Annotated in this window: 21 protein-coding genes; 8 read left to right on the plus strand and 13 right to left on the minus strand. The window is 65.4% G+C overall.

Features of this window, described 5'->3' with window-relative positions:
- Positions 1-113: 113 nt before the first annotated feature.
- On the plus strand, positions 114-2,537 hold the full coding sequence (locus JL811_RS09795) for a GcvT family protein (RefSeq protein ID WP_202688419.1): 2,424 nt from the start codon (positions 114-116) through the stop codon (positions 2,535-2,537).
- A gap of 10 nt (positions 2,538-2,547) precedes the next feature.
- Here JL811_RS09795 and JL811_RS09800 read toward each other — a convergent pair whose 3' ends face one another.
- The 3 genes from JL811_RS09800 to ctaA form a co-directional block, all read right to left on the minus strand.
- Positions 2,548-3,714, minus strand: a complete 1,167-nt coding sequence (locus JL811_RS09800; protein WP_202688420.1) for an MFS transporter — start codon at positions 3,712-3,714, stop codon at positions 2,548-2,550.
- A 74-nt stretch (positions 3,715-3,788) separates the two neighbouring features.
- Positions 3,789-5,282, minus strand: coding sequence for a carboxypeptidase M32 (locus JL811_RS09805; protein ID WP_202688421.1), 1,494 nt, complete (start codon positions 5,280-5,282; stop codon positions 3,789-3,791).
- Positions 5,279-6,445 (minus strand): heme A synthase, encoded by a 1,167-nt coding sequence (gene ctaA, locus JL811_RS09810; protein ID WP_202688422.1) that lies wholly within the window; start codon positions 6,443-6,445, stop codon positions 5,279-5,281. Before ctaA ends, JL811_RS09805 begins: the two co-directional genes overlap by 4 nt.
- A 332-nt stretch (positions 6,446-6,777) precedes the next feature.
- On the opposite strand from ctaA, the gene JL811_RS09815 reads away from it, so the two are divergent.
- Entirely contained in the window at positions 6,778-7,614 is an 837-nt protein-coding gene (locus tag JL811_RS09815; protein WP_202688423.1) for a MipA/OmpV family protein, read from the plus strand.
- Between the two features lie 69 nt (positions 7,615-7,683).
- Here the strand turns inward: JL811_RS09815 and JL811_RS09820 are convergent, their stop codons facing one another.
- Positions 7,684-8,433, minus strand: coding sequence for an RNA methyltransferase (locus JL811_RS09820; RefSeq protein ID WP_202688424.1), 750 nt, complete (start codon positions 8,431-8,433; stop codon positions 7,684-7,686).
- A gap of 153 nt (positions 8,434-8,586) precedes the next feature.
- Here JL811_RS09820 and JL811_RS09825 point away from each other — a divergent pair, with 153 nt between their 5' ends.
- Positions 8,587-9,207 (plus strand): thiamine phosphate synthase, encoded by a 621-nt coding sequence (locus JL811_RS09825; protein ID WP_202688425.1) that lies wholly within the window; start codon positions 8,587-8,589, stop codon positions 9,205-9,207.
- An 89-nt stretch (positions 9,208-9,296) separates the two neighbouring features.
- Here the strand turns inward: JL811_RS09825 and olsA are convergent, their stop codons facing one another.
- The 3 genes from olsA to JL811_RS09840 all read right to left on the minus strand — a co-directional run bounded on the left by olsA (position 9,297) and on the right by JL811_RS09840 (position 11,243).
- On the minus strand, positions 9,297-10,103 hold the full coding sequence (olsA, locus tag JL811_RS09830; RefSeq protein ID WP_202688426.1) for a lyso-ornithine lipid O-acyltransferase: 807 nt from the start codon (positions 10,101-10,103) through the stop codon (positions 9,297-9,299).
- Complete coding sequence (gene olsB / locus JL811_RS09835; RefSeq protein ID WP_202688427.1) at positions 10,100-10,882, minus strand: L-ornithine N(alpha)-acyltransferase; 783 nt, start codon at positions 10,880-10,882, stop codon at positions 10,100-10,102. Before olsB ends, olsA begins: the two co-directional genes overlap by 4 nt.
- Before the next feature lie 175 nt (positions 10,883-11,057).
- Entirely contained in the window at positions 11,058-11,243 is a 186-nt protein-coding gene (locus tag JL811_RS09840; protein ID WP_202688428.1) for a DUF3553 domain-containing protein, read from the minus strand.
- Between the two features lie 29 nt (positions 11,244-11,272).
- On the opposite strand from JL811_RS09840, the gene JL811_RS09845 reads away from it, so the two are divergent.
- A complete protein-coding gene (locus tag JL811_RS09845; protein ID WP_202688429.1) occupies positions 11,273-11,872 on the plus strand; it encodes a histidine phosphotransferase family protein in 600 nt (199 codons plus the stop codon).
- 124 nt (positions 11,873-11,996) lie between these two features.
- On the opposite strand, the gene JL811_RS09850 is transcribed toward JL811_RS09845, so the two are convergent.
- From JL811_RS09850 to JL811_RS09860, 3 genes are all read right to left on the minus strand, one after another.
- Complete coding sequence (locus tag JL811_RS09850) at positions 11,997-12,416, minus strand: hypothetical protein (RefSeq protein WP_202688430.1); 420 nt, start codon at positions 12,414-12,416, stop codon at positions 11,997-11,999.
- A gap of 38 nt (positions 12,417-12,454) precedes the next feature.
- Positions 12,455-12,772, minus strand: a complete 318-nt coding sequence (locus tag JL811_RS09855; RefSeq protein WP_202688431.1) for a hypothetical protein — start codon at positions 12,770-12,772, stop codon at positions 12,455-12,457.
- A gap of 207 nt (positions 12,773-12,979) precedes the next feature.
- Entirely contained in the window at positions 12,980-14,254 is a 1,275-nt protein-coding gene (locus JL811_RS09860; RefSeq protein WP_202688432.1) for a glutamate-5-semialdehyde dehydrogenase, read from the minus strand.
- A 146-nt stretch (positions 14,255-14,400) separates the two neighbouring features.
- On the opposite strand from JL811_RS09860, the gene JL811_RS09865 reads away from it, so the two are divergent.
- From JL811_RS09865 to JL811_RS09880, 4 genes are read left to right on the plus strand one after another with little or no spacing between them, the layout of a single operon-like run.
- Entirely contained in the window at positions 14,401-15,534 is a 1,134-nt protein-coding gene (locus JL811_RS09865; protein WP_273542488.1) for an ABC transporter permease, read from the plus strand.
- A complete protein-coding gene (locus JL811_RS09870; RefSeq protein ID WP_202688434.1) occupies positions 15,531-16,340 on the plus strand; it encodes an ABC transporter ATP-binding protein in 810 nt (269 codons plus the stop codon). The genes JL811_RS09865 and JL811_RS09870 overlap by 4 nt, the downstream gene beginning before the upstream one ends.
- A 4-nt stretch (positions 16,341-16,344) precedes the next feature.
- Positions 16,345-18,063, plus strand: coding sequence for an MlaD family protein (locus JL811_RS09875; RefSeq protein ID WP_202688435.1), 1,719 nt, complete (start codon positions 16,345-16,347; stop codon positions 18,061-18,063).
- Positions 18,064-18,114: 51 nt separating this feature from the next.
- Complete coding sequence (locus JL811_RS09880; protein ID WP_202688436.1) at positions 18,115-18,741, plus strand: ABC-type transport auxiliary lipoprotein family protein; 627 nt, start codon at positions 18,115-18,117, stop codon at positions 18,739-18,741.
- A 162-nt stretch (positions 18,742-18,903) separates the two neighbouring features.
- On the opposite strand, the gene der is transcribed toward JL811_RS09880, so the two are convergent.
- The 3 genes from der to JL811_RS09895 form a co-directional block, all read right to left on the minus strand.
- A complete protein-coding gene (gene der / locus JL811_RS09885) occupies positions 18,904-20,379 on the minus strand; it encodes a ribosome biogenesis GTPase Der (protein WP_202688437.1) in 1,476 nt (491 codons plus the stop codon).
- Positions 20,380-20,437: 58 nt separating this feature from the next.
- The gene (locus JL811_RS09890) at positions 20,438-21,805 is read right to left on the minus strand and encodes an outer membrane protein assembly factor BamB family protein (RefSeq protein WP_237684894.1); all 1,368 of its coding nucleotides are present in this window, start codon (positions 21,803-21,805) and stop codon (positions 20,438-20,440) included.
- A 64-nt stretch (positions 21,806-21,869) separates the two neighbouring features.
- The gene (locus JL811_RS09895) at positions 21,870-22,523 is read right to left on the minus strand and encodes a hypothetical protein (protein WP_202688438.1); all 654 of its coding nucleotides are present in this window, start codon (positions 22,521-22,523) and stop codon (positions 21,870-21,872) included.
- Positions 22,524-22,756: the final 233 nt, after the last annotated feature.

Raw genomic sequence — 22,756 nt, forward strand, 5'->3', positions numbered from 1 at the left:
GACCCGCAAAGCCCGGCTCAAGGCCCGGATGCGACATTTTCTGTCGCAGTCTGGCATGACCGCGCCCGCCGCCCCGGGCAACCCTGCACGGAAACCTGTGCAGGAGCCAAATCATGAAAACCCATGCCCGTGTCGTTGTCATCGGGGGCGGCGTTGTCGGATGTTCGGTGCTTTACCACCTGACGAAACTCGGCTGGTCCGATGTCATGCTGATCGAGCGGTCAGAACTGACCTCGGGCTCCACCTGGCACGCGGCGGGCGGGTTTCATACGCTGAACGGCGATACGAACATGGCGGCCCTGCAGGGCTACACGATCCGGCTGTATAAAGAGCTTGAGGCGATCACCGGCATGTCCTGCGGTCTGCACCATGTCGGCGGCATCACGCTGGCCGACAATATGGCGCGATTCGAGATGCTGAAGGCCGAACGCGCCAAACATCGCTATATGGGGCTGGAGACCGAAATCCTTGGCCCCGAGGAGATCCACAAGCTGACCGACGGGATGGTGAACCTTGAGGGCATCATCGGCGCGCTTTACGACCCGCTGGACGGGCATCTGGACCCCTCGGGCACGACCCATGCCTATGCCAAAGCCGCGCGCATGGGCGGCGCCGAGATCGTGCTGCACAACCGCGTTCTGGAGACCAACCCGACGAAAGACGGCTGGGAAGTGGTGACCGAGAAAGGCACCGTGACCTGCGAACATCTGGTCAATGCGGGCGGCCTCTGGGCGCGTGAGATCGGCGCGATGGCGGGGGTTTATCTGCCGCTTCTGCCGATGGCGCATCAGTATCTGGTGACGGACGACATTCCCGAAATCATGGAGATTCTGAAATCGGGCCGCGAATTCCCGCATGTGATGGATCCGGGCGGGGAAAGCTATCTGCGGCAAGAGGGCCGGGGTCTGTGCATCGGGTTCTATGAAAAACCCTGTGAACCCTGGTCGGTCGATGGCACCCCTTGGGAATTCGGCCATGAACTGCTGAATGAACAATTCGACAAGATCGAGGATTCGGTGAATTTCGCCTATCGCCGCTTTCCGGTGCTGGAACGGTCAGGCGTGAAGCGCGTGATCCACGGCCCCTTCACCTTTGCCCCCGATGGCAACCCGCTGATCGGGCCGGTGCCGGGCCTGCGCAATTACTGGTCGGCCTGCGCGGTGATGGCGGGATTTTCGCAAGGCGGCGGCATGGGTCTGGCGCTGGCGCAATGGATGATCGAAGGGGAAGTGGAGCGCGATCCGCGCGGCTTTGACGTCGCCCGCTTCGGCAACTGGACCAGCCCCGGCTATACCGTGCCGAAGGTGATCGAGAATTATCAGATGCGGTTTTCGGTCAGCTATCCGAACGAGGAGCGCCCCGCCGCGCGGCCCTTCCGCACCACCCCGATGTATGAGGTGTTCGACAAGCTGGGCGCGGTCTGGGGGCAGCAATACGGGCTGGAAGTGGTGAATTACCACGCCCTGCCGGGGGAACCGCGCTATGAGGAACCGTCCTTCAAACGCTCGAACGCCTGGGAGGCGACGCGGCAGGAAGTGCTGGCGGTCCGCGAAGGCGTCGGCATCAACGAGGTGCAGAACTTCGGCAAGTACCGCGTCACCGGCCCCGGTGCGCGCGCCTGGCTGGACCGGATCATGGCAGGCCGCATTCCCCAGCCGGGACGGCTGAGCCTGACGCCGATGCTGGCGCCCTCGGGCAAGATCATCGGGGATTTCACCGTGTCCTGCCTTGGGCCGGAAAACTTCCGCCTGACCGCCAGCTATGGCGCGCAGGGCTGGCATATGCGCTGGTTTGACCAGAATGCCGCCCCGGGCGTGCGGGTCGAGAATGTGTCGGATGCGAAGTCCGGCTTCCAGATCGCGGGGCCGAAGGCGCGGGAACTGTTGTCCCGTGTCACGCGGGCCGATGTCAGTGCCGAGGCGTTCAAGTTCATGGATGTGAAGCGCATGACCGTCGGTATGGCCAACTGCCTTGTGCAGCGCGTGAGCTATACCGGCGATCTGGGTTATGAGATCTTCACCGATCATATGTCGGTGCGGCATCTGTGGGATGTGCTGAACGCGGCAGGGGCCGATCTGGGTCTGCGCCCCTTCGGGATGCGGGCGATGATGTCCTTGCGTCTGGACAAGTGGTTCGGGTCCTGGGGGCGGGAGTTCAGCCCCGATTACACGCCTTGCGAGACCGGACTGGACCGGTTCACCGCCTGGAACAAGGAGACCGACTGGATCGGCAAATCCGCCGCCATGGCCGAAAAGGCGGCAGGTACCGCGCGGCGGCTGGTCGGGTTCGTCATTGATGCGGATCAGGCCGATGTCGTGGCATGGGAACCGATCTGGCTGAACGGTGCAGTGGTGGGGTTCTGCACCAGCGGCGGGTTCAGCCACTGGACGGGGAAATCCGTGGCCATGGGCTTCCTGCCTGCCGACAAGGTGCAGGACGGTCTGGACTGCGAGATCGAGATCCTTGGCGAACGCCGCCCGGCAAAGGTGCATCTGGCACCGCTTTGGGATGGCGATGGCGCAAGGATGCGGGGCTGAGGCAACCGGCTTAGACAGGCCGGATGGCGCGGGCGGCGGCAATCGTCGCCAGCGCCAGCACCAGACAGACCGCGACCAGCCCGTAAGGGCCTGCCCCCTGCAACACAGCGGCCGCCAGCACCGGGGCGAAGGCAGATGAGGCATGGGCCGGGATCGACAGCATGCCGTTGATCGCGCCGAAATTGCCCTGCCCCAGCGTTTCGGCCACCAGCGACGGGCGGAGGATCGTCAGGATCCCCATGGCCGAGCCCTGAAGGGCTGCGAAGGCAAAGACCAGAACCGGCGCCAGTCCCACCGCCAGCAGCAGGGCCGAGGCCCCGATCAGGCTGGCCAGCATCAACCGCAGGGCGGCGCGATTGCCCATGCGCGCCTCGACCGTCATCAGAAACAGCCGCCCCAGCGTCTGTGCGGGACCGATCAGCGAGGCCGCAAGAATAGCCACCGGCAGACCCACCCCCAGACCGGTCAGCAGCGGCACAAGGAAGGCAATCAGCATCCAGTGATTGAGCCCCGTCAGCACCAGCAGCGCCGCAATCGCCAGAAAGGCCGGGTTGCGCAGCATGGGCGGCGGGGGCCCGACCTGCCGGGGCCGGTCGGACAGCGCGGTATCGGCCCGCACCAGCGCCGTGCCGAAAGCGTGGCAGGGCAGCGTCACAAAGGCCATGGCCCCCGCCGCGACCAGCACCGCAATGCGCCAGCCATAGGCCTCGGCAAGTGCTGCCCCGGCCGGAAAGGCCAAGGTCGAGGCGAGCCCGGCCACCAGCGTCACCTTGATGATGCGGGGGCGTGCATCGCTGCTGTATCGGCGCACAAGATAGGCGAAACAGACGTCATAAAGGCTCATCGCATGGGCAATGCCGATGACGGCCCATGACGCCAGCCAGACCAAGGGCAGCGTCGCCGAGGCCAGCCCGGTCAGCGCGACCGCGCCCAGCAGCGGCCCGGCGATCAGAAGGATACGGCCCTGCCCCCGGTCCACCATCCGCCCCGCAATGGGGGACAGAAGTGCCGTGACTCCGATGGACAGCATCGGTCCCGCCGCCAGCAGCCGCCTGTCCCAGCCCAGATCGGCATGGATCGACAGGATCAGCGCGGCAAAAAGGTAAAAAAGACAGGCAAATCCCACGGTCTGCCCGACAGCCAGCAACCAGACCCCCAGACTGCCGCCTGCCCTCATCCTTCTGTGACCTTCATGCCTGCGCGTCCCTCATGCCGGTTTTCCCACTTTGCCCGCATGATCCGGGCCCGTGATCAAAGCCGGTAGATCCCGGCGAATTTGGCCTCCAGATAATCCAGCAGCGGTTCTGCCGAAGGCTCGGCCCCGCAGGCCTGCGCGATCAGGGCGCGCGGCTCCATCAACCCGCCATGACGCTGCACCTTTTCGCGCAGCCAGCCGGTTGCGGCACCGGTCTGGCCCTGCGCAAGGTCTGCATCCAGATCGGGGATATCGGCCCGCAAAGCCGCATGCAGGCAACCCGCATAAAGATTGCCCAAACTGTAAGTCGGGAAATAACCGAACAGCCCCACCGACCAATGCACATCCTGCAAAAGTCCCAGCGAGGGGCGCGGCACCTCAAGCCCGAAATCGGCGCGGAACCGGTCATTCCAGGCCGCTTCCAGATCCCCAACCGCCAGATCCCCCGCGATCAGCGCGCGCTCCAGATCGAAACGCAGCATGACATGCAAATTATATTGCACCTCATCGGCCTCGGTGCGGATGAAACCGGGGCGCAGCTTGTTCACCGTGGCATAAAACCCATCGGCATCGGCACTGCCGAAATCGCCGAAAACCCCGCGCATCCGCTCATAGAGCCAACCCGTGAAGGCGCGCGACCGCCCGATCTGGTTTTCATAGATCCGGCTTTGGCTTTCATGCACGCCCATGGACACGCCCTGCCCCAGCGGGGTCAGCGCATAATCGGGGTCTATGCCCTGCTCATAGCAGGCATGGCCGGTTTCATGGATCGTCGAATACAGGCAGTTGAAGGGATCGGTTTCCACCACCCGCGTCGTGATCCGCACATCCGACCCTGACCCGGAACTGAACGGATGCACCGCCAGATCCAGCCGCCCGCGGGTGAAATCATAACCGAAGGCGGCCGCCAGATCACGCGACAGCCGCATCTGCGCCTCTTGCCCGAAAGCCCCCTGCTGATCGGCAGGCTGATGCGGGCTGTCCAATGCGGCGGCTTTCAGCGCCACCAGACGCGGGCGCATCGCATCGAACATCGCGCCAAGGCTGGCCGCCGTGGCACCGGGTTCGTAATCGTCGATCATCGCATCATAAAGGCTGCCATCCCCGGCCAGACAGGCCGCCTCTTCGCGCTTAAGCGCCACAACCTCGGCCAGTGTCGGCAGGAAGGCCGCCACATCGTCATTGGCGCGCGCCTCGGCCCAGATGCCCTGCGCCGATGAGGTCAGCCGCGCCAGCGCCTGCGCCAGCGCCGCCGGAACGCGGCTGGCCCTTGCATAGCTGCGCCGGATCAGCCGCAGTTGCGCCGCCGCGACCGCATCGGGGGCCGCAGCCTCGGCCAGCCAGTCCGCCATGCGCGGATCGGTGCGCCGCGCATGCAGCACCCCCTCAATGGCCGCCATTTCCTCGGCCCGCTGCGCCGCGGCACCGCGCGGCATGGTGGTTTCCTGATCCCAACCCAGACGACCCGCGATCTGCGCCAGCGCCTCGGTCTCGCGCTGATAGTCCATCAGCGCCGCATAGGCCGATCCCTGTGTTTCCTGCCCGCTCATGCCTTGCCTCCCCGGATCGAACCCTGTCTTGGATAAAGCGCCAGATGCCGCAGCCGCAGGATCAGCACGAACAGAGCCACCGCCCCGATCTGATGGCTGATCGCGACATGCAACTGCGCCGCCGTCACCACCGCGCCGATCCCCAGCACCACCTGACCGAACAGCATCACCGCCATCCAGTCTGCCGCGCGCCGCGTGGACCCGTGCGGCGAACGGCGCCCGCGCAGCCAGACCACGACGCCGAAGATGAACAGCAGATAGCCCGACACGCGGTGAATGAACTGCACCAGGCCCGGATTTTCAAAGAAGGCATGCCAGACCGGCAGGCTGCCCCCCTGCCCGTCCGGCACATAAAAGGCATCGGCCGGGAAGAACTGCCCGTTCATCAGCGGCCAAGTCGGAAAGCCGCGCCCGGCATCAATGCCCGCCACCAGCGCGCCCAGCACGATCTGCAGAAAGGCGAAATGCATCAGGCCGGTGGACATGCGGAACAGCTTGTCCTCCCGGGCGCGGCGTGCCTGCAACAGCCCGGCCTCGCTGCGCCCCAGAAGGAACACATACCATGCGATCAGCCCAAGGATCACAAAGGCCAGCCCCAGATGCACCGCCAGCCGGTAGGATGCGACTGAAACCATCTGCCCCGTCAACCCCGAGGCGACCATCCACCAACCGATCGCGCCCTGCAATCCGCCAAGCACGCCCAGCAGCGCCAGCCGTCCCGTCCAGCCCGACGGGATTTTCCGCGCCGCCAGAAAGCCGAAGAACCCTAGCGCCCAGACCAGACCGATCACCCGGCCAAGCTGCCGGTGGCCCCATTCCCACCAATAAATCGCCTTGAATTCCTCAAGACTCATCCCCGCATTCAAAAGCTGATATTGCGGGATCTGGCGGTATTTCTCGAATTCCGCCGTCCAGGCCTCGGCGCTCAGCGGGGGCAGCGCGCCGGTCACCGGACGCCATTCGGTAATCGAAAGCCCGCTATCGGTCAGCCGCGTCATGCCGCCCACCGCAATCATCACCATGACCAGCGCGAACAGCAGCATCAGCCAGACGCGGATTGCGCCGCGCGCGCCCTCATTGCGGCGCGCGATCATTCCGCCCTGCGGGGCTGCGGGCTTTTCCGCGCCTGCGACTTCCTCGAATATGCTGCGTTTTGCGGCCATCACCTGCGCCTCCGTTGACAGCCGGACAGTAGGCCGGGGTCCGGTCCGCTTCAAGGGTCCGCGCCCGGCCTGCGCCCGCGCGCCGCAGCATCCCGGACACAGCGCGGCCACCCCCTGTTGCAAAAGGAACGCGATCACGGGATCTTGCGTTGCCGGTGGCTTGTTGCCGATGGAAGAATCCCCTATCGCGCAAGTCCTTGTGCAGCAGTGCCGCACAGGGCTTAATGACAACAGGGTTCTGCCCTGCCCCAGACCAGACCCCGGACAGACCCGGGTCCAGATCCCGGACGGGCCCCCGGAAGACCGGGCCCGCGACTTTGTTGGAGTGTGTGATGACCCATCCCCGTCTTGCAGCAGCGGCCCTTGCGCTGAGCGTTCTTGCGGCCCCCCTTGCCCCCGCTTTCGCGGGCAGCCTTGAAACGACGGCGCAGGATCAGGCGGTCTACACGCCGCCCCCGGCCCCCGCGCCGCGCCCGGGCCTTGCCTTCAAACTGCGCGGCGGGGTCGGGGCAGCACCGGAATATTTCGGCTCGCGCGATCTCAAGGCCGGGCCGGATTTCGCGCTCAGCTTCGAATTTCTGCGCCTGCCGGGCGGCATGACGCTTGGCAATCCCGATCCGGCCAGCCCGCGCTACGGATTCGCGCCGCGCGGATCCTTCCGCTATATCGCCAAGCGGTCGGCCAATGATCACTCCGAACTGGCGGGACTGGATGATGTGAAGGCTTCGGTCGAGCTGGGCCTTGGCCTCGGCTATACGCAGCGCAATTTTGAGGCCTATGCCGATCTGCGTTACGGCGTGATCGGCCATAACGCATGGGTCGGGGAACTGGGCGCCAATCTGGTGCTGCGCCCCAGCGACCGGCTGACACTGCGGGCCGGCCCGCGCGTCTTCATGGGTGACAGCCGTTATGCCAACACCTATTTCGGCGTGACCCCGGCCGAGGCCAGCGTGGCCCTGCCCGCCTTCAGCGCCAGCGGGGGCGCGCTCAGCGCCGGGATCGAGATCGGGGCGACCTATGCGATCAACGATCTTTGGGGCATCGACGGCGCAATCCGCTATGACCGCTATCTGAATGATGCCAAGGACAGCCCCATCGTGCAGCAGGGCCGTGATGACGCGGTCAGCCTTCGGCTGGGTCTGACCCGGCGCATCTCGCTGGGGTTCTGAACCAGCATATCCCCGAAAACCGCAAGCGCCGCCCCCTGACCGGGCGGCGCTTGTCAATTCAGGGACCGCTCATTTCAGATGGCGGGCAATCTGGCGCAACATGCCATGGAAGGTCTGCACCTCGGCACGCGTCAGCCCCAGCCGCGCCCACATGTTGCGCAGGGCAAGGCGCATCCCCGGGGCCTTGGTCGGCGGAAAGAAGAACCCTGCCGCCTCCAGCCGTTCCTCGAAATGATCACCCAGTTTCTCGACCTCGATGCGTGAGGCGAATTCGGTCCGCGCCAGTTCCATGACACGCGGTTCCACCGGCACGCCCTGCCGGCGCCATTCATAGCCCATCAGCAGCACGCATTGCGCAAGGTTCAGGCTGGGAAAATCCGGGTTCACCGGCACGGAGACGATGGCATTGGCCAGCGCCACATCGTCATTTTCCAGCCCCGTCCGTTCAGGCCCGAACAGAACGCCCACCCGCTTGCCCGCCGCCGACAGTGCCCGCGCCTCGGCCATGGCGGCCTCGGGCGTCAGAATGGGTTTGGTCAGTTCCCGCCCCCGCGCCGTGGTCGCAAAGACATAATCGCAATCACTGATGGCATGGGCCACATCGCGGAACGGGCCCGCATGATCCAGCAGGCGCCCCGCCCCGCTGGCCATGGCCACCGCCTTGGGGCTGGGCCAGCCATCCCGCGGATCGGTCACGCGCAGCCGCTCCAGCCCGAAATTCAGCATGGCCCGGGCAGCCGCGCCGATATTCTCACCCATCTGCGGACGCACAAGGATGAAGACCGGCGGAATGGGGTCGGACGAAACAGGGTCGGTCATCTTGCCTCTCGCGGTTTTGCCGCCTGATACGCGCAGCCCCCCCATATGGCAACAGCCACCGCCCCATTCCGGTCCTGCACCGATCAACGCGCCCGATGGTCAATCCCCGCGATCTGCGCTAAAGCGCGCAGCACGCATCGAAGGACCGCAGCCATGGCCGATACCGAACGCCCGCAGATCTATCTCGTCACTCCGCCCGCCTTCAGTCTTGAAGAGTTTCCCGACCGCCTGTCCGCCGTGCTGGACGCGGTCGAGGTGGCCTGCCTGCGCCTCTCGCTGGCCTCGCGCGATGAGGATGAGATCACCCGCGCCGCAGACAAGCTGCGTGAAATCGCCCATTCCCGCGATCTTGCCATCGTGCTGGACGATCATGTGCTGCTGGCCGACCGTCTGGGCCTTGACGGGGTGCATCTGACCAATACCCGCAAGAACATCCGCAAGCTGCGCGGCGAAATGAGCGCGGATGCCATCATCGGCGCCTCTTGCGGCCTGTCGCGCCATGACGGGCTGAACGCAGCCGAGGCGGGGGCCGATTATGTGTCCTTCGGTCCGGTCGGCCCCTCGCCACTGGGGGATGGTGCCAGCGTGGACCGCGCGGTCTTCGAGTGGTGGTCGGAAATGATCGAGATCCCGGTGGTTGCCGAAGGTGCGCTGACCGCAGAACTTGTGGCCGGTTTCGCACCTGTCACCGATTTCTTCTCGTTCGGCCCGGAAATCTGGGGCGCCGAGGATGCCGCATCGGCGCTGAAATCCCTGCTCGCCCCGCTGGGCTGACCGGCTGGGCTGACTGGCGCCCCGATTCTTCTCTTTGCAAAGATCCCGGGGGGCAGTGCCCCCCTCCCTGCCGCCGCCCCTCCCCGGGATCAGAACCCGCCGCGCACAGCGCCTTCCAGATGCGCCGCCAGCGGTTTGCGCCCGTCGAACCCGTCCACGGCAACCGGCGGATGGAAGGTCACATCAACCCGGCCGCGCGCGGGCGTGCAAAGCACCCGCCACAGATGGCCCGCGAAGTCCATATCGCCCCACCAACCGTAAAACCGCGCATCCTGCCCTTCGGGCGCGTGATAGCGCACCGTCACCGGCTGGATATGCATGATCTCCTCCATCCCATGGGTGAAGAAGGCCGCGAAAAGCGTGGTCTTGAAGGGCAGGATGCGCTGACCATCGGTGCTGGTTCCTTCGGGAAAGAACAAAAGCCGGTGACCTGCGCGCAGCCGCGCCTCGAACTGGCCCTGCTGATGCTTTGCCTCGGACGGATCGCGTGCGATGAACAGCGTGCCCGTCGCCCGCGCCAGCCAGCCAATCCCGGGCCAGCGTGCAACCTCGGATTTGGCGACGAAATAAACCCGGTCACAGGCATTCAGCACGAAGATATCCAACCATGAGGCGTGATTGGCCACCACCGCGCCGCGCGCGCGCATGGGGCGGCCCTGTTGCTGCAAACGGATCCCCAGCAGGACCAGCGCGATGCGGCAGACGCCCTGTGTGATAGAGGGGGTCCAGGGCCGCGCAGCCCCGAAGAACGGCGCCTCGACCAGCCGCAGCACCAGCAGCAGCGCCAGCCCGCCGAAGACCACAATCCCCATCAGCCCAAGGCGCAATGCGGCAAACCCCTGCGCCAGCGGACTGGCGGGGCGCTGCGGCACCCGGCTTGTCCGCCAGTCGCTCATTCCGGATCAGCCCTGCGGGTGTAGTAATCGCGATGCCGCACCGACATGCGCTGCGTATCCATCACCAGACAGACATCGGTCGTGTTGAAATCATGATCGACAAAGGCCCCCTCGCCGACATGGCCGCCCAGCCGCAGATAGGCCTTGATCAGCGCAGGCATCGCCAGCATGGCCACCTTGCGGTCCAGCCGGTCAGCGGGCAGCCGGTCCAGCGCGGTCGCATGGGGGCCGGTGGCGCGCACGCGCAACCCATCAGGCGAAAGATGGTTGTAATGCAGCAGCGACAGCGGCTGCGCCAGCGCCTCGGGATCGGTGCCGTGGAAACTGGCCACCCCGAACAGGATCTCGATCCCCTGCGAAAGCACATAATCGGCCAGCCCGTTCCACAGATGAACCATGGCCGTGCCGCCGCGATGCGCCGGATCGACGCAGGACCGCCCCAGTTCCAGCAGCGGGCGGCCGCAGGATTTGAGCGCGGTCAGGTCGAATTCGCCTTCCGAATAGAACCGCCCCCCCGGTGGCAGCCTGCTGCCCGGCAACAGCCGGTAAACGCCCACCACATCCTCCAGCGCCGCCGCATCGCGCCGTGCATCGACAAGGATCAGATGATCGACCAGCGGATCGAACGCATCGCGTTCCAGACGGTTCGCATGATCGACCAGCGGGCCGTCCCCGCCCAGTTCCTCGACAAAGACCCGGTAGCGCAGGCGCTGCGCGGCAGCGAGATCGCGTGCCCCCTGCGCCAGCCGAACCGAGTAATATCCGTCCCTTGCCTGCATCCGGCTGTTCCCGCGCCTCCTGCTGTCCGGCCCCGCCTTGACCTTGCCACTGCCTTCACGCAGAGGAAGCGGTTTTCTAGAAAGGTCGCGGCGCGATTGCAACTCTGCCCCGCATTGCGTGTCCGCAAATCGCCGGCCCTCTTTGCTGATCAAAGAAAACCGACAATTTTCGGCTTCAGGTTGATCCACCTCCGGAGAACACCCGTATCAACAATATCTGTCGACCGTCGATTGTCACCTTGCCGCGATGTTCAAAATTCACCGTGATCCGGGTTCCGATGCTGGATTGCACCTGTCCCAGCCCCCAGTCGGGTTCTGAGGGATGGCGCACCAACATGCCGGGTTCGAACAGAATGTCCATTCGTTGCAATTCCTTTTCCGGAGAGACGCATGACCGAACGCCCCGACCTGACCGCCCTTCTGGGATCTCGCATCTGCCATGACCTTATCAGCCCGATCGGCGCAATCGGCAACGGCATTGAACTGATGTTGATGGAAGGCGCCGAACTTTCCGGCCCCGAGGTCGCGCTGATTTCCGAAAGCGCAGCCTCGGCCAATGCGCGCATCCGTTTTTTTCGCGTGGCCTTCGGTCAGGCCTCGCACGATCAGAGGCTTGGGGCGGCAGAAATCCGTTCGATCCTTGCCAACCTCTCGTCGGCGGCGCGGATCACGACCGACTGGCAGATCGCGCAGAACCTGCCGCGCGCGGAGGTCAAACTGGGGTTTCTGGCGTTGATGTGTCTTGAAACCGCGATGGCCTTTGGCGGCAGGACAAGCGTGACCTTTGACGGCGGCCGCCTTGTCGTGACGGGTCAGGCCGCGCGGCTGAAGATCGACCCCGGGACGTGGAACATCCTGACGCCGGGCAGCGGCGGCGCGGGAGTGACGCCCCCGGTCGTTCATTTCGCCCTGCTGCGCGAAGAGGTCACCCGACTGAGCCGCCTCATCGCAGTGGACCTGCGCGAGACGGAAATCAAAATGGTAGTTTAGGGGCACGCAACGGCCAAGAACGGAAGGCCCCGGGGGCGTAAACGCATGGCTCGATCCGGATTTGCGGGGATCCTCCGATTGTCGCGCCAGTGGTCGCCTCAGGGTTTGCTCCGGTACTGGGCACCTAATCACGCAGGGTGAAATTCGCACTCAATGGGGCCTTAACGGCCTGTAACGCCCGAGCCAACGCACAATAGGTGTCAGCCGAATCCTCCCATGTCACGCCGCGATCCAGAAAGAAGCGTCGTATGGCCTCTCCCATCTTTTCCTGCTCACCGGCACCGGCGGCCTTCATGAAAGCCTCTTTTGACGCAAACACGTCTTGGGCCAGAGACATCACATGATCGCGATGCGCCGATAGCCTTGCGTCATCGGCAATGACGTCTGCGCACATGTCCTGCAGGCGGTTCACCACTGAATAGGCCAGAACCGTATCGCGCATTTCTGCGACGATGGCTTGCTGCGGGATGGTCAGGTCTTCGGCGGCGGCGCCGCTGCCCAGCATTGCCGCACAGAGCATCAGGGGCAGGCATTTCACAGGCATTTCACAGTCCTTTCCGATGTCCGGCGAGGGGCCGCGCGCTATTGCGCGGCGACCCAATTGCCCGCCTGATCCTTGCGCAGTTCGGCAATGAAGATTGACGCTGCCGCACCCGGCACCTGCATTTCAACACTGCAGGCAAAAACCGCATCCTGCTTGTTGCACAGCCCCTTGGGGGTCACGCTGGCGGCTTCGGCGGCGGCTGCAAGCTCTGGCGAGGGGGCCGTGGCACGGATGATCTCGCGGCTTACACGCTCAATTTCGCTTTTAGAGGGGCCGCCCATCAGGACATTCGGGCCAATCACAAAGACAAGCCCTGCGCCGGCCGCAAGAACAGCCAGCAGGATGAGATTTCTCATTGGTTAACTCCTGAACTCTTTACACTTTTGTCTATGTGCAAGGAGAAGGATCGCTCTGCAATCCCTTTTGCGCGCCTCAACCTCGCGGTGCCCCTCGCCGCAGCGGTTCGGCATCAAACGGGCCGTCGGGGTTGCATCGGCTCCGCACAAGCGCAGCGGGGAGGCCCTTAGATTGCCGTGCACAATCCCCTTCGCGCGTCCCGCCCCCTACTCCCGGCAGGTGCCATCCCCCGTCACCAGATATTTGAAACTCGTCAGCTGCTCGGCCCCCACCGGGCCGCGCGCATGCATCTTGCCGGTGGCAATGCCGATTTCCGCGCCCATGCCGAACTCACCACCATCGGCGAACTGGGTTGAGGCATTGCGCATCAGGATCGCGGAATCGAGCCGCTGGAAAAACCGTTCGGCGGTTGCGTCATCCTCGGTCAGAATCGCCTCGGTATGGCTGGAGCCATAGCGGCGGATATGGGCAATCGCCCCGTCCACCCCGTCAACCAGTTTCGCCGCGATGATCATGTCCAGAAATTCGCGCCCGAAATCATCGGGCCGGGCGGCAACCGTGCCGGGAATGGCGGCAAGTTCGCCCTCCGCGCGCACCTCGACGCCGGCGGCCAGCAGATCCTCGATCAGCACCGCGCCGTGACGGGCATAAAAATCCCGGTCGATCAGCAGACATTCCGCCGATCCGCAGATCCCGGTGCGGCGGGTCTTGGCGTTCAGCACCACCGCCCGCGCCTTTTTCAGATCGGCCGCGCCATCGGCATAGACATGGCAAATGCCTTCCAAATGGGCGAAGACCGGCACCCGCGCCTCGGCCTGCACAAGGCCCACAAGCCCCTTGCCGCCGCGCGGCACGATCACGTCGATATGCTCTACCGCGCGCAGCATCGCGCCCACCATCTCGCGGTCGCGGGTCGGAACCAGTTGAATCGCATCCTCGGGCAGGCCCGCCGCGCGCAGCCCTGCCACCATCGCCGCATGAATCGCGCCGGACGAATGGAAACTTTCCGACCCGCCCCGCAGGATTACCGCATTCCCGGCCTTGAGGCACAGCGCCCCGGCATCCGCCGTCACATTGGGGCGCGATTCGTAGATCACGCCCACAACACCAAGCGGCGTGCGCACCCGGCGGATGTTCAGCCCCGTGGGCCGGTCCCATTCGGCAATCACCTGCCCCACGGGATCGGGCTGAGCGGCCACGGCGCGCAGTCCTTCGGCAATGCCCGCAACCCGCGCCGCGTCCAGCCGCAGGCGGTCCAGCATCGCGGGCGTCAGCCCCTTTTCGGTCGCAGCCTCCATATCGCGCGCATTGGCCGCCAGCACCGCGTCCAGCGAGGCCTCCAGCGCGTCGGCAGCGGTGGTCAGGGCGGCCTCTTTCACCGGGGCCGGGGCAAAGGCCAGTTCCGCCGCCGCCGCCTTCGCGCGCGCGCCGATATCCGCCATCATTCCTGCCACCGTTCCGGCCGTATCCTGTCCGTCCATGTCCTGCCTCACTGAAAACCGCAGGCTGTTTTAGGCCCTTTTGTAACATGGTGCAACAAACCCCGCAGGCACGGGCGGGCGGTCCCTTGGCCCCGCACCGGCACCATGGTAACCAGCGCTACCACTTCCCTTGGATAACCAACCCTTTGACCGACAATCCCGCCCCCGCAAAGATCGAGGTTCTGGAAGAGGATGCCGTCACCCGGCTGCGCCTTTCCGGGCGCTTTGCGCTGGCCGATCTGACCGCGCTGAACAGCAGACTGACAGCGGCGACGGGACAGAAACCCGTTGAGGTGGATCTGACAGGGGTCACGCGTCTGGACACCGGGGCTGCATGGGCGATTGCCGAGGCTGAATTGCGCGCAAAGGCGGCCGGTCAAACGCTGACCCTGACCGGGGGCAACCCCGATACGCTGTCGCTGATCGAAACCGTGCGCAAGGCCCTGCCGAAACCCGATGCGGACGAGGTGAAGGCCAGAAGCCTTGCCGACCGGATGGAGGGTCTGGGGCGCGCGATTATGGGCGCGCTGGCCTTTCTGGCCGATCTTGTCGCCTATCTGGGGCTGTTTCTGGCCCGGCTGGCCCGCAGCCTGCGCCACCCGTCGGAATTCCGCCTGACAGCACTGGTCCATCACTGTCAGGAGGTCGGGCTGAAGGCCGTGCCCATCGTCGCGCTGATGGCCTTTCTGATCGGGGTGGTGCTGGCCTTTCAGGGCTCGACCCAGTTGCGGCAGTTCGGGGCCGAGGTGTTCGTTGTCGATCTGATCGCGGTGTCGATCCTGCGCGAACTGGGCATCCTGCTGACCGCGATCATCGTTGCGGGGCGCACGGCATCGGCCTTCACCGCCGCGATCGGTTCAATGAAGATGCGCGAAGAGATCGACGCCATGCGCACGCTGGGGATCGACCCGGCCACGGCGCTGATCGTGCCGCGTGTGCTGGCGCTTTTCCTGATGTTGCCGATCCTCGGGCTGATCGCGAATGCGGCGGGGCTGATCGGCGGTGCGATCATGTCCTGGGTCGAACTGGGCATCTCCCCCGCCATGTTCCGCTCGCGCCTGATCGAGGGCACCGATATTTCCCATCTGATCGTCGGCATGGTCAAGGCGCCGGTCTTTGCCATCATCATCGGCGTGGTCGGCTGTCAGGCGGGCATGAAGGTCGGCAACAATGCCGAATCCCTTGGCCAGAAAACCTCGGCCGCCGTGGTGACCGCGATCTTTTCGGTGATCGTGGCCGATGCGATGTTCTCGATCTTCTTCGCGCAGGTGGGGCTATGACGGGACCAGCGCCACAGCGCAGCGAAAAGGATGTGGTGATCCGCCTGCGCGGCATCCGCAACCAGTTCGGCAGCCATGTCGTGCATGACGGGCTGGATCTGGATGTCTACCGGGGGGAAATTCTGGGCGTTGTCGGCGGTTCGGGCACCGGGAAATCCGTGCTGCTTCGGTCCATCGCGGGCCTCATCCGCCCGGCCGCGGGCGAAATCGAGGTGCTGGGCACCGATGTCCGCAGCGCCTCGGAAGAGGAGCGCACGGCGCTGGAACGCCGCTGGGGTGTGATGTTTCAGGACGGGGCGCTGTTTTCGTCGCTGAATGTGCGTGAAAATGTCGAGGTGCCCATGCGCGGCGTGGCGGGGCTGGACCCTGCCCTGCGCCGCGCCATGGCCGATCTCAAGATCTCGCTGTCCGGCCTGCCCTGGCTTGCAGGCGACAAGTTTCCGTCCGAACTGTCGGGGGGCATGCGCAAGCGCGCCGGTCTGGCCCGGGCCCTCGCGCTGGATCCCGAGATCGTGTTTCTGGACGAACCGACCGCCGGGCTGGACCCGATCGGGGCGGCGGATTTCGACACGCTGATCCGGCAGCTCAGCGATACGATGGGGCTGACGGTGTTTCTGGTCACCCATGACCTTGATACGCTGCATGCGATCTGCGACCGGATTGCGGTTCTGGCCGAAAAGAAGGTTCTGGTGACCGGCACGATGGATGAGATGCTGGAAGTCGATCACCCATGGGTTCACGATTATTTCCACGGTCCGCGCGCACGCGCCGCCCTGACCGCAAAAGACATGAAGGACGCGAGGTAACGCCATGGAAACCAGAGCGAATTATATCCTGATCGGCGCCTTCACCCTTGCGGGTTTCGTCGGCATCCTTGCCTTCTTCCTGTGGTTCGCCCGGGTCGAGCTTGACCGCCAGTTCGCCTATTACGATGTGCGCTTCACCTCGGTTTCGGGTCTGGCGCGCGCCTCGGATGTGCGTTTCGCGGGCCTGCCGGTGGGTCAGGTCGTCGATGTGCGGCTGTCCCCCGATCAGGATGGCACGGTGCTGGTGCGGCTTGAGGTTTCGGCCGATGTGCCGGTGCGCGCCTCGTCGGTGGCGACCATCGAATCGCAGGGCGTCACGGGCGTTTCCTATGTCGGCATCAGCCCGGGGGAAAATACCGATCCCATGCTGCGCGAGGACGACAGCGATGCGGTGCCCGAGATCCCCGCAGGCCGGTCCATGCTGCAAAGCCTGACCGAGGATGCGCCGGAACTGCTGGAAGAGGTGCTGCGCGTGGTGCGCGACATTTCAGAACTTGTCAGCAGCGAGAACGTGCAGCGTATCGACAATATCATCGCCAATATCGAAACCGCCTCGGAAGGTTTCGCGCAGTCGCTGGACGATTTCACCGTGGTCGCCTCGGCGGTTTCAGGCTTTGCCATCGAGATCTCGAATTTCAACGTCATGCTGGAAGGGGTCACGTCCAAGGCGGAAACCCTGTTCGAGACCGCAAATGACACCGTGGCCGAAATCGGTGTGCTGGCCGAGGATGCCCGCACGACGATGAATACCGGAGCGGAGGCTTTCGCGCAGGCCTCGACCACATTGCGCAGCGCCGATACCTTCATCAATGAAGATCTGCGCCGCAGCACGACCGAGCTGCAGGCCGGGCTTGCCGAACTGCGCGCCCAGATGGATACGATCGGCACCGAGGCAACCGCGATGCTGGCCGAGTTCCGCCAGACCGGCGTGGTGGCCAGCGCCCGCCTGACCGAGGCCGAGGCGACGATCCGCGCGACCGATGTGCTGATCGACGAACTGTCTGCGACACTGGAATCGATGGACCGGGCCGCCGTGAATTTCGATCTGCTGATCACGCAGGACGCGACGGAATTCGTGGCCGAGGCCCGCGCCGCGATCGCGCCGATTTCGGCGGCCGCACAGAACGACCTGCCCGCCCTGATGGCCGATATCCGCACCGCGACCGAAACCGCGACCCGCACGATCACCGATGTGGGCGAAAGCCTGACCATGGCCGCGGGCAAGGTTGACGGGCTGATGGATGATGCGGGTGTCACGCTGGACACGGTGACGGGCACCTTTGCCAATGCCAATGTGACGCTGGCCGCAATCAATTCTGCGCTGGTTGTGGGCGAACGGACGCTGACGGCGGCGGAAAGCACCTTTGAAGGCGCGGACCGGGTCATCAATGAGGATATCGCGACCATTACCGCCGATCTGCGCCGCACGATCAATTCGCTGGATACCGCCATCGGGCAGGTGTCGCAGGATATTCCGGGCGTCACCGCCGATCTGAAAGCCGCCAGCGAATCCGCAAGGCTGGCCTTTGAGGATGTCGCGCGCACCGTCACCGCCTCGGGCGGGCCGCTGCGCGAATTCTCGACCACGGCGCTGCCGCAATTCACCCGACTTGCGCGCGAAAGCCGCGCGCTGATCAACAATCTCGACCTGCTGACCCGCCAGATCCAGCGTGATCCCGCGCGGTTTTTCCTTGGGGGCAATACCCCCGCCTATCGCCGCTGAGCCGCCCCGACCGGGACCGCCAGAACCAAGATGCCAAGGAAGGGCACTGCCATGCTCCGTCTGACCCTGATTTCCCTGACCTGTGCCGCCCTTCTGCCCGGCTGTGCCGCGATTTCGGCCCTGAGCGGGGCCGCCACACCACTGGAAAACTATGATCTCGCCGCCCCCGTGGATGCGCCGCAGGCGCGCCGCAGCCTTGCGCGGCAACTGGTCGTGGAAATTCCGACCGCGCCGGGTGCCCTGATGACCGAGCGTATCCTGATCCGGCCCCGGCCGCTGCAGGCACAGTATCTGCCCGACGGGCAATGGGCCTCCGAGGCACCGGTGATGATGCAGACGCTGATCCTGCGCACGCTGGAGGACAGCAACGGCTTTCGCTATGTCGGCCGCCGTCCGCTGGGCAGTTTCGGGGATTTCGTGCTGATCTCGGAACTGACCGACCTGCAGGCCGAGGCGCAGCCCGAAGGGGACGGCGCCACGATTCGGGTGCGGCTGACCGCACGGGTGGTGCGCGAAAGCGATGCCGCCGTGATCGCCTCACGCACCTTCAATGCCGCCGCCGCCAGTGCCACGACCGAAACGCTGGATCTGGTCGACGGGTTCAATACGGCAAGCCAGTCGATGCTGCGGGATCTGTCGGCCTGGGTGCTGACTACGACAGGGGCCGGGGCGCGCTGAGCGCCGCCTGAACAGGCGCAAAACGCACTTGCGTCTGACAGAAGGAGGGGGAGGCTGTCAGCCTCCCCCGTCCCGTTCCGGGACTCCCCCTTCCAAAGGTATTTTCGCCAGGATGAAAGGCCGCGTGGCAGGGGCCGGGCAGGCCCCGACGGGTGGTGCGGATCAGCTGCCCTTGGGGCTTTTCTGACCCATATGTTTGCGCAGCCGGCTGGGCGTGTGGAATTTCTTGTCCTTGAACGGATTCTTGTCGCCCTGCCCGCGCAGCGTCAGGCGGATCGGCGTGCCCGGCATGTCGAAATGGTCGCGCAGCCCGTTCACCAGATAGCGTTTGTAGCTGTCCTGCATCTGATCGGGATGCGAACACATCACGATGAAACCGGGCGGGCGGGTCTTGACCTGCGTCATGTAGCGCAGCTTGATGCGTCGCCCGCCGGGGGCCGGGGGCGGATGCGCCTCGGTCATTGCCGAAAGCCATGTGTTCAGCCGCGCCGTCGGAATGCGCCGGTTCCAGATGTCATGCGCGCGCAGGATCGCGGCGTTCAGCCGGTCAAGTCCGCGCCCCGTGCGGGCGGAAACGGTAACCAGCGGCGCGCCACGCAGCTGCGGCAGCAGGCGCTCGAACATCTCGCGCAATTCGGCCAGCTTTTCCTGCTTCTCATCTTCCAGATCCCATTTATTGACCGCGACCACGACCGCGCGGCCCTCGGTCTCGGCGAAATCGGCGATGCGAAGATCCTGCTGTTCAAAGGGGATTTCCACATCCAGCAGCACAACCACAACCTCGGCAAAGCGCACGGCCCGCAACCCGTCGGCGACCGACAGCTTTTCCAGCTTGTCCGAGATCCGCGCCTTCTTGCGCATTCCCGCCGTGTCGAAAATCCGCACCGGTGTGCCCAGCCAGTCGGATTTGACCGAGATCGCATCGCGCGTGATCCCGGCCTCGGGCCCGGTCAGCAGCCGGTCCTCACCGATGATCTTGTTGATCAGCGTCGATTTTCCCGCATTCGGACGACCGATCACCGCAATCTGCAGCGGTTTTGCCAAGGTCGGGCGATAGGCCTCCGGATCAACCTCTTCCTCGGCCTCCTCCTCGGGGATATCGACATCGACCAGCGGTGCGTCGGCCTCGGCGCGTTCGGCAAATTCGGCGTTCAGGGGGCGCAGCGCGTGGTAAAGGTCGTCCATCCCCTCGCCATGTTCGGCGGATATGCGGATCGGCTCCCCCAGCCCGAGGCTCCAGGCCTCGATCGCGCCGGCATCGCCTGCCTTGCCCTCGGCCTTGTTCACCGCCAGCATCACCCGCGCGTTCTTGCGCCGCAGGATATCGGCGAAAACCTCATCCGTGGCGGTCAGGCCGGTGCGGCCATCGACCACGAACAGGCAGACATCGGCCAGTTCCACCGCGCGTTCGGTCAGACGGCGCATTCGGCCCTGAAGGCTGTCATCGGTGACATCCTCAAGTCCGGCGGTGTCGATCACGGTGAAACGCATGTCGAACAGCTTCGCATCGCCCTCGCGCAGGTCGCGCGTGACGCCGGGCTGGTCATCGACCAGCGCCAGCCTGCGGCCGACAAGACGGTTGAACAGCGTCGACTTGCCCACATTGGGGCGGCCGACAATGGCGAGCGTAAAGGTCATCAGGCCCTCCGAGGGCGGCAAGGAAACGTCAAGCCGCGTCCATTACACCGCCCGGGCCTCAACGGAAAGCGTGAAGTTGCCCGCGGCTGGAGACGACATAGAGAACGCCACCCACCACCGCCGGGGCCGAGGCCGCGCCACCGGGCAGCGGCACGGTCGCAGTCACCGCGCCATCCGCCGGGTTGAAGAAGCGCAAAAGCCCGTCGCCCGAGGCCACAACCAGCCGCCCGCCCGCAAGAACGGGGCCGAAATGTGGCGTGATCTCGCTGCGGCGACGTTCGCGCGTCGAGGTGTAATAGGGCATTTCCACCGACCAGATCGCCTGCCCGGTCGCGGCATCCAGCCGCACCAGCCGCGCCTGATCGGAAATCAGGAAGACCGACCCGCCCGCGGGAACGACCGGGCCGTAGGCGGCCTCGGTCGCGGTCCAGCGGCGGTTGCCGGTCGCGCTGTCGACGGCGACCGTGCGCCCGCTTTGATTGCCGATATAGGTGGTTGCGCCGTCGATCACCGGATCGCCGGTGATATCGGACAGGAAGGTGTAGCCCTGCCCTACCCGGCGGCCCTGAACCTGCGTGTTCCAGACCCGTTCCCCCCCGGCCCGCAGGGCGGCCACGACCTCACCATTGCCGAAGGGCAAAAGCACGGTGTTGTCCCCGATCGCGGGTCCGGCGGCGCCGATCATGCCGGTGCGCGACGGAACGCCGGGCAGGCGCCAGTCCACGCGGCCATCGGCCAGACGAAGCGCCCAGGCCGCGCCGTCCCGCGCCACGGCAAAGACCTGCCCATCGGCCACCGCAGGCGCACCCGAAGCGGGCGCATCGACCTTCTGACGCCAGACCACCCCACCCGAGGCCGGATCCAGCGCCAGCACCTCACCATAGCCGGTCGTCACCACCAGACGGCCATCGCCAAAGGCCAGCCCGCCGCCGGACATGTCGCTGCGCGCGCCCTGCGGCTTGGTTTCCATCTGCCACAGCGTCGCGCCGTTCAGCCCGGTCGCAGTGATCCCGCCCTGGGCATCCATCGTGAAGATGCGGCCGCCCGCCACGACGGGTGCTGCGGAAATGCGGAAGCGGCGGCTGTCGCCTGCGCCGATATTCGCGCTCCAGATCAGGGCGGGTTGCGGCGACAGGGCGACATGGCCTGCGAAATGCCGCGCATTTCCGGCCCGATGCGTCCAGTCAGCAGTGCTGCGCGCGGGCGGCAGCGAAATCGGACGGCTTTCATTCAGCAGGGCCGCCGCCGGATCCGTCGGGCGCGGATTGCCCTCGGTCGGGATCGAGGCCTCAAGCGACGTGCGCGGATCGAAGCGTTCCCCTTCAAGGATCACTTCCTTCTCGCAGGCCGCGACAAGGGCCACAGCCGTCATCAGCGCCAAGCCCCGCAATCCGGTGCGCCGGCCCATTCGCGTCATAACCATCATGCCCGCCTGCCCTTCATCTGTGCCAAGACCCTGCCTGCCGACCCTGTACCGCCGGCAGCACCGTTCAGCCCTCGGCGCTTTCGCCACCAAGGGCCACAATCATCTGACCGGCGCGCTGACGCAAGCCCGTCGGGGCCTGCTGATCGGCCAAAAGCGCGCGAAGCTGCGTGATCGCGGCTTCGGTATTGCCTGCCTCGACCTCAAGATAGGCGATCTGTTCCAGCGCCAGCGGACGGAACGCCCGTCCCGGCACGGTCAGCGGGTCAAGCGCTGCGCGGCGGGCGGAAATTTCCATTTCGGTGCCCGCCAGCAGCACCTGCCGCAGTACTGCAAGATCACGGTAAACCTGCGAGGCCGCGCCATCGGCAGCGACCCGTTCCAGCGCGGTCAGCGCCGCCGCGCGGTCCGATTCCGGGTCGGATGCGGCCAGAAGGTCACGCAAGGCCGCCGCGTCGGCGCTTCCCGGGGCCTCGACAGCCGACAGGGCGGCAAGACGATCCTCGGGCGCGGGCAGGTCCAGCGCATCCAGAAGCGCATCGCCGAATGCCTGGGCATCCGCCCGGGTCTGCGCCTTTTGCCACTCGGTCCAGGCCGCGCCGCCGACGACCAGCGCGACCAGCAAAAGCGCGATCCAGCCATAGCGCCGCATCATCGCGAACATTCTGTCGCGGCGGACCTCTTCGGTCACCTCATCGATGAAACTGTCGGGGTTGCTCAAGAGGGTCTCCGTTCGTTTGCCCTGTCTTACACATAAGCGCCATATCTTGCCAAGCCCTGCCCCGCCCGGTACCCGGCATCGTGCCGCCGCCCGCCCCCCCCCGATTTGCCTTTTACGACAGCGATCACGACGCTTGCAGGGATCTGCCGAAGCGATTAATCTGAACCGGACAGTTCAGTGCGGGGCGGCCGACCCCACGCAGCGCGCCATCCGGCAGTTCCGGAAGGGTCTGC

Origin of the sequence: Szabonella alba, from assembly GCF_016765775.1 — a bacterium.
Taxonomy (GTDB): Bacteria; Pseudomonadota; Alphaproteobacteria; order Rhodobacterales; family Rhodobacteraceae; genus Szabonella; species Szabonella alba.